A 14796-nucleotide genomic window follows, 5' to 3' on the forward strand; every position below is an offset into this window, starting at 1 on the left:
AGTGGGTTTTAAATAGAAAATTTGTTGCTTGATAAACAATTTTCTTTCTTTTGGCGTTATAGTTGGCAGATAGTCATTTAAAAAACACTTACGATATAGATAAAAGATATACGCTTTAACCAAATTAATAAATTGAATTCAAACATGAACAGCATGAAAAAGTCCCTTTTAATGGTTGGCGCATTAGTCCTTTTAAATTTAACGGCCAGCCGCGTATTTGCGCAAGTACAGGATACCACTAAAAAAACAACCACCACAACCACTACAGCCACTACACCTGCAACCGATGGAGCAAGTGACGTGGTAGGCGCTTTAGCCAGTAATGCAGATTATTCAACAGCATTAAGTGCAGTAAAGGCAGCCGGGCTGGAGCCCACACTAAAAACAGGTGGCCCTTATACAATTTTTGCACCTAATAATATTGCTTTCAGTAGCCTTCCACAGGCAAAGCTGGATAGCTTAATGAAAGATCCGGCTAAACTGGCAACCGTATTAAAAGGCCACGTAGTTACCGGCAAATATGCCAAAGCCGATATCATTAAAGCATTAAATGCGGGTAAAGGCAAGGCTACATTAACCACTTTAGATGGGCAAACGCTTACCCTATCTGTAACGGCAGATAAGAAACTGCAATTAGCTGATGCTAAAGGTGATGCTGCCCAGGTGGTTTTATACGACCTGATAGGCGCCAATGGCGTTGTTAACGGCCTTAACGGTGTTTTAGCACCCACTAAGTAAATTACTTACATTAATAACACAAAAGCCCGGTTATGCCGGGCTTTTGTTGTTTATGATTACAATGGATATATTCTGCAATGCTGGCTGCTGATAGCAAGCAATAGTTTGGATGGCTATTCTTCTTCTTTTTCCTCTTTTAGCTCATCCTGTTTTTTGCCCTTACCCAGGCGGATCTTTGGCTTTTCCTGTGTACCGGTAATGGTCATCGGGATACCAAAAATACCAAATGGGGGCAGCCCCAGTCTAAATTTCAGGTTCAGGTCGCCTTTAAAGCTTACCTGGCCTTCAATGCGGGGCCTAAAGCCTGCCAATTTTATGGTAGTACGGTTTATGGTGATAATATTATTGGCTATGGCGGTTTTAATATCAACTTTTGAAACATCTTTACCTGCGCCAAGGCTGTCCCGCCCGGTTGATTTACCTACAGCGCTAAAGAGTTTAAAACCACGCAGTTTAACCTTCTTAACCGACAGCACACCACCGCCTTTTAAGGATGGATACATAGGCATCATATCACCATTAAGCTTGCCGCTTAATTTGTAATCTAAAGAAACAATACCCTGTACGTTTTTTGCCGATGAAGCCATGTCATGAAACAGCTTTACTTCGCGATAAGCGCGCTGGATATCAAATTCTTTGGCATCAATATGGTAATCAAAAAAGGCCTTTTGAGGGCTTATACTGCCATACGTGGCATCCATAATAACCGGGGCGCCAATTAAATTAAAGCCTGCTTGTTTAAGTATTATTTGCCCGTTACTGATATTCATTTGCCCCTTGGCGTCATTAATATCGAGGCCGTTATATTTTACCTTTTTAACATTAGCTATAAAGGCAAGGTCGAGGTTGGCCGGTACTAATATTACACCCGATGATTTGTTTGGTTTTGCAGAAGGGGTTGTACCTGCAAAAGCCATAAAGTCATCTGCAAGGATTAAATCGCTGGTAAAGGTAAATTCGCCTTTTAGGGGTGAGTTTGGTTTGATAGCGTAGTTGATAACATTTGATAATGAGCCGTTTAATGCAATTGCTGATTTGCCGTAATCTGCCCTAAACTGGTCAAATTTCATTTTATCCTGATTGAAGCTAAAATTGCCAGTTCTGATCAGGAATGGTTTAGGGAACAGGTCCGAGCTTAAGGCTATGTCCTTCACCTTCAGGGTGCCCGAGTTAGCCAATTGATCGTATCGGCCTGCGGTGGCATCACTATGTTTACCTTTTAAAGAGAAATTAGTCCGCACAAATCCCTTTACATCATAGCCTTTTATGGCAAATACCCGGTAAATTTTACCAATATCTAAAGTACCACGCGATGCTATGCGATAGTCCAGGTCATCAAAGTTTTTAAGGTTGGCCTTTAGGGTAAATGGCTTGTCCTCAAATTTGAAAGATATAGGTTTGATGTCGACTTTTAGACCTTTTAACGAGCCTGTATTATTCAAGATATTAACCCAAATATTTAAGTTTTGTACCGGATGAGGATAATATTTAGTTAATATGTATCCATTTTGCAGGTTAATATTCGCTTTTGTGACCGGAAAGATCCTTTTGCCGGGGATATATCTGCCTTTGGTTTGCACATCGGCCAGCAGGTCGCCTTTCATATCCAAACTATCAACCGGGTAGAATTTTTTGATATCCGCCAGGTGAAATTTCGCGTTGATGACAGCATCAATTAAGGCACCCGCGGTGTTGCTCATTTTAAGTCGGCCTTTTATATAATTGTTTAAGGCCTCGGCGTTAATGTTGCTCATATCCATAGTGGCATGGGCAATGTTATTGTCAGGGCAAGAGGCGTTCAGATCAAATCGGATGTTCTTCACCGCTTCGGGCAGGCGGGTGTATTTTACATAACCATCGCGGAAAGACGACCTCAGCGTAAATTTGGGGATGCTGGTAATAACGGTATCAACTTTCTGCCTTAAGCCGGTCTTTTTTATGCCTGTACTGTATTTGCCTTCGGCCAGCAGGTTTAGCTTGTACCGGCCCTTTACCTGGAATGGCTTTATACCAAAAGCTTTGTACCATTTCTCGAGATCAATTTCGGTGTTGATCTTGGCGAAAACATCCGGCGATTTTAATCCTTTCACTTTTATTACCGAGCCAAAGTAATCCTTATCGATATTAAAATATATCGAATCTATGTTCAGATCAAGGTTTTCGGGGTTTAGGCCGGGTACCTTGGCATCCATATTAATATACAGGTTTTTTACAGGCGCCGGTGTGTTCTTATTAGCCACATAGCCGTTTCTTACTTTTAGGTTGAAGCTAAGATCGGGCATGATGTTTTTTGCAGCGATATACTTGCCAATAAGGTTCATTTGTATTACACCGGTGCCTTTAATATCAGTGCCTTCTACATATTTGGCATATTCGGCGGGCAGGGCGGTGAAAATATCGCTCAGGTTATTTTGCTCAGATATGATCCTGAAATCCATGTCATAACCATCTTTCAAAAACTCGAACTTCCCTTTAAACGCTACCGGTAAACGGTTGATAAGCAGGTTATTCTTTTGAAAAGCAAAGGCAAGAGATTTGGTGTTGATGCTGGTAACCAGATCAGCATTAACTTTTTTATTGAGTACGTAGGGCTGGCCCCCGTAATAAAAATCGACAGACGACGCATCGGTATGGCTGTAAAGGTCAAAAATATCCTTGCTTAAATCGCCGCTGCCTTTGTAATTGAACCCACGTGCATTTACAAGCAGGGGCATAGAGCGGTCGTTATAAACCAGCCTGCTATTCTCTACCAGTATTTGCTCTATCCCTAACGAAGCGCTGCTGGTATCGGCAGGGTTAGCTTGTTCGTTACCCTTTGATTTGTACACGTTATAATTTGCACGGCCCGCGCTATCTACTTGTATATTGATCAGTGCCTGGTTAAGGTATATTTTATTAATGTTGATCTTGCTTTTTAACACCGATGACAGATCGATAGCCAGCGAGATCTCTTTGGCCGAAACAAGCGTGTCCGCTTCAAAAGGTGCGCTACCGGATAACGAAAAATTGTTAAGTGTAAGCGTAAGCGCCGGGAACTTTTTAAAGAAAGACAAGTTTGTATCCGAAAAGGCAAGCTTGCCGTTGATGCTGCCACCTGCCCATTGTTTTATTTTTTGCGTTACCGTTTGCGGGAACAGGTAAGGCAGCAAAAACATCAGGCATAATAAGGAAACGATTGTTATGGCGCTTATCTTAAACGTTTTGAGCAGGATTTTTTTTACGGGTAGCGGCATAATAAAGCAATAGGATGGCATGAAGGTAATGATAAAATATTACGACAATAAAAAGCATTTGTAATATATCTGTAGGTTTTTCACTCAATTTAATAATGTGCCTTAAAGGAAATTTAATTTAACATTTAAAAGATAACAGGCACTCGCTCGTCTTAACCAATAAGGATGCGCATACCAATGCGCAGTAAAACATATTAAACAGATTATACAAAAACAATGAACATAATTAAAGATAAAAAGATAGCCATAATAGGAGCAGGTCCCGGCGGGTTAACCCTTGCAAGGCTATTGCAAATAAACGATGCCGAAGTAAAAGTTTACGAACGGGATATAAACAAAGATGCCAGGGCAAAAGGTGCCACTTTAGATCTGCATGACGAATCGGGCTTAGCGGCCCTGCGTGCGGCAGGGTTAATGAGCGCCTTTATGGTAAACTATCGCCCGGGTGCAGACAAGCTGCGCATTGTGGATAAGCATGCGAATATTGTGCTGGAAGATAATGAGGAAAAAGAAGGCGAACGCTTTAGACCGGAAATTGACCGCGGCCCTCTGCAAAATATCCTGCTTGATTCCTTACAACCGGATACTGTGGTGTGGGACAGGCAGTTTGTGGCACTTAAACCCAACGATGGTGGATGGCAGATAGAATTTAAAAACGGCACAACTGCTTTTGCTGATATAGTGATAGCGGCAGATGGCGCAAACTCAAAGGTTCGCCCGTATATAACGCCTATAAAACCATTTTATGCCGGAGTTACTGCTGTAGAAGGCGCGGTTTATAATTCGGAAATAGCATGCCCGGGGATACACAAGCTATTAAATGGCGGAAAGATCTTTGCTATGGACGATGCAAAATCATTGATAGTAAGTTCCAAAGGGGATGGTAGTTTGGTTTTTTACCCAGGCTTTAAAAAGGACGAAAACTGGACGCGCGAATGCGGAATAGACTTTACTGATAAGGCACAGGTACTGGCCTGGTTTAAAACAGAGTATGCAGGCTGGGGCGATATCTGGGATGAGCTATTTGAGAATGCAAGCAACAGCTTTGTGCCCCGCCCGCAATATTGCATGCCCTTAGATCAAACCTGGGAAACGCTACCAAACCTTACTATGCTTGGCGATGCCGCCCACCTGATGCCACCGTATGCAGGCGAGGGCGTAAATATGGCTATGCTGGATGCTTTAGAGCTAAGCCGATACCTGCTTAACAAAAACTACCCGGATACCTTATCGGCTATTACTATATACGAAACCCGGATGCGTAAAAGAGCTTCAGAAACCGCAGATATGACCCTGCAATCAACAGAGGCATTACACACTGAAGGGGCGATTGAGTTTATGATGAATGTGATAAGTTAAGCGGCTACTTAAAAACGAAGAAATGTTACCCATTGGCCGGTCAAGGTATAAGATAAGGCGCTAAAGAACAGGATCATTTAATTGCTGCACCATTATCCATTGGTAAGCTTACATAAAACACTGTTCCTTTACCGGCATCGCTCTCAAACCAAATTTTTCCGTGGTGCGCCTCTATAATTTGCTTGCTGATATACAAACCTAAACCAATTGGCTGCTCGTTATGTGTGCCTTGCCGCCTGGCAGAAGTGAACGGATCAAATATCTGATTTTGTAAACTGACCGGTATACCCATACCCGTATCTGCTACGGCTATCACTACCTCATTGTTCAATTGTCCGGCATCAATATATATATCACTGCCTGCCGGACTAAACTTAATAGCGTTAATGATCAGATTATTCATCACACGCCATAGCTTTTCATAATCGGCACTTATAACCTCCGGCGCATTGCTGTTTAAAATTACCTCCTGTTCTTTGTCCTGCGCCATAAAACTAAGCAAGCGCGTACATTGCTCCAGCAGTTCGTTAAGGTTTACTTTCTCTCTTTTTAAATTTTGCTGCTGATCAAGGTCAGTTTCCAATAGTTCGTTGATAAGCTCTAAACAGTTTTTGCTCGAAACCTGCACCAGGTTAACTAACTCCCGCGTTTCTGCCGTCAGGGTCTTATCGGGTTGAAGCATGGCCGTAATAGTGTTAATGGCACCTATGGGGTTACGCAGATCATGTGCTACAATCTTAATTACCCGGGCATAATCCTTGTTCATCAGATCCAAAGCCTCCATGGTAGATTCTGATTGCTCAAACTGCACCCTTAATGCTTGCGCTATTTTTTGTGACCGTTTGCGGCTACGCCATAATATAATAATGATAATGAGGGTCATTATGCATAACAATACAGCCAAAAACAAAAATAGCATCTGGTATTTTGACTGTGTACGGGCCGAGTTTAACTGCTGGTCTTTCAGGGCGTATTCAATATAATCCACCCCCGAGTTACTACTCATCTTCTGCTGTTCATCATGCAGGGCTACCAGTTGTTTGCTGTAATTAAAAGCGGCGGCGTTATCGTTTTTTGCGCTATAAAAATTATACAGTATCCGGGTAAAATGCTCGTTATAAATGATGTAATTTTTTTCACGAGTAATTTCTAACCCCTGCAGGTAATACTTAACAGCCATAGCCGAATCTGTCGGCGCGTAAAAATCACCCAGGTTGGTAAGCAGATCAAGCGAAAGGTAATAGAGCTTATAGGCAAGCGCTTTAGAAAGGGTTTGTTTTAATAATGTTATACCCTTGGCTTCCTCATTATTCTTAATGTAGTTACGGGCAATTAATTGGTCAACAGCCAGTAATAAAACGCTGTCTTTATACTTAAGGCTAATTTTGCGGGCCCTGTCAATATATACCTGTACCGAATCTTTGGAGATACTATCCGGATATTGCAACACATAATCATAATAAACCAACGACATTATAGAGTCTTGCCGGAGTGTACGACCCTGGCTAACAGCTTGCTTATAATGAAGGACCGCTTTTTGATTGTTACCCATTTCCTGGTAAACCATTGCGATGTTTATAAGAGTTTGTATCACATTGGCCGAATCATGCAGGGCAAGGTAACGCATGCGGGCATCATTATAATACCGCATTGCCAGTTGCAGGTTGCCTTTTATATCATAAACTATACCCAGGTTATTGGCGGCATCGGCCATGCCGCGGGGATATGCCAGCCTATCGGCAATTGCGCGGGCCTTTTCTGTGTAATATAAAGTGGAGTCTGCATTTTCCTCATACAATAGCATGCCGAGCCTGTTCAAAGCATCCACATAGCGCAGGCTATCATGTATAAGGGGTAATTGTTGCTGTAGTTTTTTAATATTTTCTGTTTGGGCGTTACAAACAGCACACAACATTGTCAATAAGGCAAACAGTATCGGCTTTTTTCCCATAGAAAATTATCTTAATCTAAGATGCAGACCAGCGTAGTCCAATTTAATAAGAAATATTAACTGATACAATGCGTCGGAGCTGTAAAAGACAAATTAAGAATATTTATTGCGGAGGTATACGTAAACTGCTAAACAGAGTTGTGTTTATTTGCATATACAAAGGAGGTGGCAATGTACTCTATACAACTGCCAATGATGAGGCCTGTGCATTAAAGACAACGCAATTATGCCTTTTTTAAAGTAATTACTGTAATCTCTGGCCAGATACCCAGGCGCCCCTTGAAACCTAAAAAGCCGAAACCCCGGTTAACATACAAGTATTTCCCGTTTTGTTCATAAAGGCCGGCCCATTGGGGGTAAATATATTTAACAGGGCTCCATTGAAAGCCGAAAAGTTCGATGCCGAATTGCATGCCGTGCGTATGCCCGGCCAGCGCCAGGTGAATATGTTTTAAATGTTCCAGCGTTTTCGCTTCCCAGTGCGAAGGGTCATGCGACATTAAGATCTTGAATGCATCATCCGGCACATTCTCTGCAGCTTTGGTTAGGCTGCCATATTTATGAAAGCCGCCCTTGCCCCAGTTCTCTACACCGATAAGTGCAATAGATTGCCCGCCTTTTTCAATCTTAACCGCCTCGTTTAATAACAAATTAAAACCAATTTCCTGCTGTACTTTTTTTAGACGGTTAAGGTTGGCATATTTAGCTTGTTTGCTACCCCACTTAATGTAATCGCCATAATCATGATTGCCCAGAACCGAATATTTTCCAAAAGGAGCTGTTAATTTTGAAAAGGTATCTTTCCAGGGCTCCATTTCGTCCGCCTTGTTATTTACCATATCGCCGGTGAACAGTAGCAGGTCGCTCTTTTGTTTATTAACTAAAGCAACACCCTTTTCCACGCCTCTTTTGCTGGTAAAGCTGCCCGCATGAATATCAGATAATTGGGTGATGGTAAAACCGTCAAAAGCCTGTGGCAGATCGGGGAACTCCAGCATTGCCCGGTGTACCTTATAATGATGCCTCCCGCCGCTCATCCCATAAATAAGGCTGAAAAACGGTACGCCTGCTACAAAAACCGCTAATTTACTAACCCATACTTCCCTTGGGGGGAAATGCCGAAAGAACCTTGTAATATCTTCCAGAAGCAGTATTGGAAAAGCGAAAATTTTGGGGACAATAGTAAGAAGCGTTAACGCCATTAGCCAGGTAATAAGGTTGGCCGGTGATTGTTTGGCACGGCGCAAGCCGATGAGGTAGATAAAGCCTACTACGAGCAGAATGTCTCCCAGCCAATAAGCATGCAGTATAACCTCGTTTGTTGTAAGTGTTTGAACCGCTTCAAAAAAATAAATATCGGCTATAAACCAGGCTAATAAGATAAAAGGTAGTCGCTTTCCCATCAGAAATGCAAGCCGCAAATATGAATTATTTTAACCTGCTATACAAATAGACGATTATGCGGCCTAATTATTTTAAATAATATAGGTTTATAGCGAAAATATGTGGTAAAAACCCTAATATGACTTAGTTAAGATATTATGAGCACGCACCTAAAGCTATTAATTAGGCAAGCATTAAAACGATTTGAACCAAAAAACGCTGGCTTTTGAACTTATTAGCGAGGCCCAATTTGACGATTTTAAATATTACCCGGCCAATCGGTTAATTTTTAGATGGGTGGCATACAACAATTCTAACCTGTCCTTCTTAATGGGTTTCGATATAAAATCCCTTTACAAATAAATATTGTTTTGCTTTTAGCTTTTCGTCCTGGCATATGGAAGAGGATAGAATATAAATGCTGATAGATTTTTTGAACGACAAATACAACCGCTCAAATTGTTCAAGGAAATCCCTGCCGCTAAATTCCGGCATATTAAGGTCTAAAAATATAATATCAGGTAGCTCTACGGTATTTGTCCGGTTTTCAATTAAAAAATCAATTATGATTTGACCGCCCAACGCGTGCGACGCATTGGGAAACAGGTGATAGCGGTCAAATATTCTCTGCATAATCATGTGTTCCATCGGGTTGTCATCAATCATTACAAGCTTACACATATGTTGAATATTAGTATCTGGAAATCAATAAGGTACAATAACCACTCCAGTAAGTAACAAAAGACTTTATTCTTGTAAGTTGTTACACAAATACAAATAATACCCCCTGTATAAGGTTTTTTTCCCTTTGTCATTGTATTAGAAATAAATGCTACCGTACTGAATAGCCGTCAGATTTAAAGGAAAAAGAGCAAAGTGGATAAAAGCTTGCGATTAACTGACAATAAAAAACGGCCGGTTTAAGGCAATAAAACAGATATTTGCAGGTTTCTTTTATATCGCCTTTGTTAAATGGATTTGGTTTTTCGTTACGTTTACGTACTGCTTTTTTTTTGCTTACTTGCGCCGGGTTTTGCTCATGGCCAACAGCGCGTAGCCATTGATGATCAAAGGGAACAGCACATTTTTACCTTTAAAGAAATTGAAAGATTAGAAGACCCCGGTGGTAACCTGTCTTTCGGCCAGGTAACAAGCCCTGTCTTTAACAAGCGCTTTAAAGCCAGTGCAACCAGCACCCCGCAAAATACCCGGCTTAACGGCGTTTATTGGTACCGAATAAAAATTGCCCACCAAACAACCACCGATAAGGAATGGTTATTAGAGTTTTTTGATCAAACTATTGACCATATAACCGCGTACCTGCCTAATGGCAAAGGCGGATATACTATTAAGCGTTTGGGCGATGCCGAGGATTTTAGAAGCCGCGAGTTCAGGCATAAAAACTTTGAGATCCCGATAAAGCAATTTAACGGCGAGGACGTGTACTATTTCAGGATAAGGTCTCATCAAACAGCAGATATAATTGTTGTGCTCAGGTCTGTAAATTGGTTTGTGCAGTATGCAAACGATGAATATTTCACGTTTGGGATATTTTATGGTATGATCCTGATCTTCGGGTTTTATAACCTGCTTATGTTTGCTGCGGTAAGGTTACGGCAATATTTGTATTATATGCTTTACTTGTTTAGTATAGGCTTATATGAGATGTGTACCGATGGGCTGGCGTTTCAATACCTGTGGCCTTCCAACCCCGCGTTTAACCAGTATGCCTTTGCCATAGCGTTATGCCTTATAAGCACATTCTGTTTGCTTTTTACCCGTGCGCTGCTGCATACCAAAACAAATGCCCCGCTTTTAGATAAGATTATAGTGACTACTATAATAGTAAGGATAACCTTCTTCTTTTTCTGCTTTGGATTTAACAGAAGTTTATTCAATTATAAATTTATAGAGTTTATACCGCTTCTGCTTGCTTTTAGCACCGGTGTTGTGGTGTATCTAAAAGGGTATCGGCCAGCCTTTTATTTTGTGATAGGTTATGGCTGCCTGTGCTTCGGTTTCACCTATAAGATCCTGATCATGCTGCATTTAGATTGGTTAAACTTTGGTGCGATCACCTATTACAGCCTCACCATTAGTTTTATTGCCGAAATGATCTTCCTGTCGCTGGCCATTGCAGCGCAGGTAAGCGGGCTTAAACGCACAAAAGAAAAAGCCCAAAGGCGCATGATAACGGAGATGAAAAAAAGCCGTGACTTGCAACATACGCTGAATAAAGAGCTTGGCCATCTGGTGGATCTGCGCACGAGAGAATTACAGGAGAAGAGCGCGGTTGTAGAGGCGCAAAATCTCGCCCTTGCCCAAAACAACGAGATATTAGTTAAGCAGGCAGAGGAGATCTCGAGGATGAACGTGCTGCTGGAAAAAGATAATGAAGAACTGCATATCAGTGTGGTGGAAGTTACCCGCTCGCGTATTATGTCGGAAGAGGTAGACTTTGAGGAGTTCAGTAAGATCTATCCGGATAACGAAAGTTGTTTTGCCTACCTGGCCAACCTGAAATGGGCCAATAATTATAGCTGCCGCAAATGCGGTAACGATCATTACTTTGCCGGACATACCCCTCACAGCCGGCGTTGTGCTAAATGCGATTACGATGAATCTGTAATTGCCCATACCATTTTTCAACATTCGCGGATACCCATTACCAAAGCTTTTTACCTGTTGTTCCTGATGTACTCCAGCAAAGGGAAGATCTCTTCACATAAACTATCCGGGATATTAAATATCAGACAAGGCACCTGCTGGTCTTACAGCACTAAGATCAAAAAGCTGATGGACGATAAAAAGAAAGAGCTGAAGCAGGGAACTAAAGAGGGCTGGAGCAAATTGGTGCTTGAAAATCACGGATAAAAACTACCCATATTGCCATAGTATTGTAACAATTTTGAGCCATTACAAGGGTGTTTATGCGTATCGTTATGCTAATAACCTAAGCCTTTGGCTATTACTTTATTCCTTGATTATCAGCACATACTTTCCATTTCAAACAACGGCGTCTATCCGTATCAAATATCTCGTAACATGTTATTTATCAATGTATTGTGAGTTTATTTAGCTTGCTAATAAGAAGTATTGCATTCAAATTTGTCTCATCATTACATGCACTCTCTGTAGTAATGAAACCAGTTTCATTAACCAATTCAAAAAATTATGCAAAAACGAATTACTTTATTCTGTGCGTTTTTATTGGCCAGTGTTTTTGCCTATGGGCAAAACATTACCGTAAAGGGTACAGTAAGAGACCAGAAGGGGGAGACCCTTCCAGGCGTAAGTGTTAGGGTAAAAGATAGTGATGCCGGCGTCGCAACAGATGCTAACGGGGCTTTCAGTATCAATACCGCATCTAACAGCACATTGATTTTTTCCTACATCGGTTTCGCCACTAAAGAGCAGCCGGTAGCCGGACAAACAGTATTGAACGTAGTACTTGACGAAAGCAACAAAGCCCTTAGCGAAGTTATTGTTGTTGGTTATGGTACACAGCGTAAAGGCGATATTACAGGCGCCGTATCAGTTATTGGCAAAAAAGACCTGGATCAGCGACCGAACACCCAAATTGGTAACCTGATTGAAGGTAAAACAGCAGGTGTGCAGGTGGTATCGCCTTCTGGTAGTCCATCGGCAACGCTAAGTATCAAAATACGCGGTACAAATTCCATTAACGCAGGAAGTAACCCGCTATACGTTATTGATGGCGTGCCCGCTCAGGATACCCGTTCGTTGAACCCTGCCGATATCGAAACCATATCTGTACTAAAAGATGCTTCGTCTGCAGCCATATATGGTGCGCAGGGTGCAAACGGTGTTGTTTTGATCACAACCAAGCGTGGTACTACTGCAAAACCTAAAGTTGAGCTTTCTGCTTACTACGGCTTTGCCTCTGTAAGGAAAAAGCTTGATGTACTCAACGCCGATCAGTATCATCAGTTAGCTACAGATTTGGGTTACAGCACCGACTGGACAAAGTATACCGCAAACAACGATTGGCAGGATGAGATTTTCAGATCGGGTTCATCACAAAACTACCAGTTAGCTATATCAGGTAAAAATGAGGGTACCAGTTATTACATATCAGGTGGTTATGCAAAGCAGCTGGGCGTAATAGAAAGCTCGGAAATGGCACGCGCCAATTTCAAGGTAAACCTTGATCAGAAAGTAAATAATTGGTTAACCGTGGGTACAAACGTTGCTTATACCCGTTACAATGACGTAAGCATTACTGATGATACCAACGTTAATGGCGGAGGTGTTTTGTTAGGTGCGTTAACTACGCCGCCAAACATAGGTATATTTAACGCGGATGGTACGTATACCGCCAACCCTTTCCAGCAATGGGAAAACCCGCTTGCCAGTCTGTATGGTTCAACAAGGCCGTATAAAAACCAACGTTTATTAGGTAATGCTTATGGCGAAATAAAATTCACGCCTGATTTGAAATTCAGAAGCAGCCTGGGTATCGATTACATTAATGCGGTAAGTGATTATTTCCTTGACCCGTATTTAACTTCATACGGCCGCCAAAACAATGGTATTGCACGTAACGAGACCAACTTAACCAACTATTGGATCTCTGATAATACCTTAACCTACACAAAAAAATTAGGTAAACATAACTTTAATATTTTGGGCGGTTTTGTTGCGCAGAAATACCGTTACGAAAATACCTACATCCAAACTACCGGTTTCTCTGGTAATACCATCCCAACAACCAATGCCGGTTCGGTTATAGGTTCGGCTTATAATAATAAGTCCGAGAAATTTAATAACTCAATTATCGGTCGTGTTAATTATGACTATGCCGGCAAATATCTGTTCACCGCTAACTTCCGTGCAGATGCTTCATCGGTGTTCGGGCCTAATACACGCTGGGGATATTTCCCGTCGTTCTCTGCAGGCTGGAGATTATCCGAAGAAAGCTTCCTGAAAGACGTTACTGTAATTAACGACCTGAAATTAAGGGCTGGTTACGGTATAGTGGGTAACGATCAAATAAGTACTACTAATTATTACTCTTACTTAGGTGGAGTAGGTAGCGGTGCAAATTACATTATCGGTGGTAACATTCAGCCGGGTAATTATCCGTCTTCAATTGAAAACAGGAACCTTAAATGGGAAGAGACCAAGCAAACCAACATTGGTATTGATTTGACCATTTTAAACAACCGACTTACTTTCTCTGCGGATGCTTATATAAAAGACACAAAAGACTTGTTACAAACTTACCCTGTACCAAGATCAACAGGGTTTGATTTTGCGCTGAAAAATATAGGTACACTGCGTAACAAGGGTTTGGAATTTTTGGTGAGCTCTAAAAATATCGTGCAAAAAGATTTCCAGTGGAGCACAGACTTCAATATTTCGTTTAACCGTAATAATGTTACCGCTCTTTACGGTCAGCAGTATTTCTTAAATACCATTGCCGGTCGCAGCGAGGCTTCATTAGTGACCGAAGGCAAGCCGCTTGGTGTATTTTACGGATACGTTTACGAGGGTGTTGACCCCCAAACAGGTAATGCATTATACCTTGCAAAAAGTGGTGAGAAGAGTAGCAACCCAACGGCAGACGACCGTACCATTATTGGCAACCCCAATCCCGACTTTATTTACGGTTTAACCAACACATTCAGCTATAAAGATTTCAGCTTTACTGTGTTCCTTCAAGGTTCGCAGGGTAACGACATATTTAACGCTACCCGTATCGAAACCGAAGGCATGACAGGTCCGCAAAACCAATCTACCGCGGTATTACGCCGCTGGACTACACCTGGCCAGAACACTGATATCCCTAAAGCATCTGTAAACAATACCGATAATTCAAGGATCTCAACCCGCTTTGTGGAGAACGGATCATACCTGAGGGTGAAAACGGCCACGTTGAGCTACAATTTGCCTAAAACAATTGCTGCAAAATTAAGGCTGGCCAGTATCAGGTTTTATGCAACCGGCGAAAACCTGTTCACCTTTACCAAATATTCCGGATTTGACCCCGAAGTAAATGCATTTACATCAGGTAGTTCTGCAAATACAAACGGTGGTTTTGGTATAGATTACGGAACCTATCCACAAACAAGGAACTTGATTTTTGGTTTAAACGCTTCTTTTTAACAC

General features: G+C 41.7%; 8 protein-coding genes. 4 read left to right on the plus strand and 4 right to left on the minus strand.

Going from position 1 to position 14796, the window contains the following annotated elements; translation table 11 throughout:
* Positions 1-153: 153 nt before the first annotated feature.
* Complete coding sequence (locus NPE20_RS13950) at positions 154-738, plus strand: fasciclin domain-containing protein (RefSeq protein WP_256539277.1); 585 nt, start codon at positions 154-156, stop codon at positions 736-738.
* A 113-nt stretch (positions 739-851) separates the two neighbouring features.
* Here NPE20_RS13950 and NPE20_RS13955 read toward each other — a convergent pair whose 3' ends face one another.
* On the minus strand, positions 852-3992 hold the full coding sequence (locus NPE20_RS13955) for an AsmA family protein (protein WP_256539278.1): 3141 nt from the start codon (positions 3990-3992) through the stop codon (positions 852-854).
* 195 nt (positions 3993-4187) lie between these two features.
* On the opposite strand from NPE20_RS13955, the gene NPE20_RS13960 reads away from it, so the two are divergent.
* Positions 4188-5330 carry an FAD-dependent oxidoreductase gene (locus NPE20_RS13960; protein ID WP_256539279.1) on the plus strand — a complete coding sequence of 381 codons (1143 nt, stop codon included), beginning with the start codon at positions 4188-4190 and terminating at the stop codon, positions 5328-5330.
* Positions 5331-5403: 73 nt separating this feature from the next.
* On the opposite strand, the gene NPE20_RS13965 is transcribed toward NPE20_RS13960, so the two are convergent.
* The 3 genes from NPE20_RS13965 to NPE20_RS13975 form a co-directional block, all read right to left on the minus strand.
* Positions 5404-7281, minus strand: a complete 1878-nt coding sequence (locus NPE20_RS13965) for a tetratricopeptide repeat-containing sensor histidine kinase (RefSeq protein WP_256539280.1) — start codon at positions 7279-7281, stop codon at positions 5404-5406.
* A gap of 224 nt (positions 7282-7505) precedes the next feature.
* Positions 7506-8684 carry a metallophosphoesterase gene (locus NPE20_RS13970; RefSeq protein ID WP_256539281.1) on the minus strand — a complete coding sequence of 393 codons (1179 nt, stop codon included), beginning with the start codon at positions 8682-8684 and terminating at the stop codon, positions 7506-7508.
* Positions 8685-8991: 307 nt separating this feature from the next.
* Positions 8992-9345 (minus strand): response regulator, encoded by a 354-nt coding sequence (locus NPE20_RS13975; protein WP_256539282.1) that lies wholly within the window; start codon positions 9343-9345, stop codon positions 8992-8994.
* A gap of 291 nt (positions 9346-9636) precedes the next feature.
* Between NPE20_RS13975 and NPE20_RS13980 the strand changes: the two genes are divergently transcribed.
* Both NPE20_RS13980 and NPE20_RS13985 read left to right on the plus strand, forming a co-directional pair.
* Positions 9637-11538, plus strand: coding sequence for a 7TM diverse intracellular signaling domain-containing protein (locus NPE20_RS13980; RefSeq protein WP_256539283.1), 1902 nt, complete (start codon positions 9637-9639; stop codon positions 11536-11538).
* Positions 11539-11838: 300 nt separating this feature from the next.
* Positions 11839-14793: a SusC/RagA family TonB-linked outer membrane protein gene (locus tag NPE20_RS13985; RefSeq protein WP_256539284.1), complete on the plus strand. Its 2955-nt coding sequence runs from the start codon at positions 11839-11841 to the stop codon at positions 14791-14793.
* The last annotated feature ends 3 nt before the right edge of the window (positions 14794-14796 follow it).

Origin of the sequence: Mucilaginibacter aquariorum (genome assembly GCF_024498135.1) — a bacterium.
Lineage (GTDB): Bacteria > Bacteroidota > Bacteroidia > Sphingobacteriales > Sphingobacteriaceae > Mucilaginibacter > Mucilaginibacter aquariorum.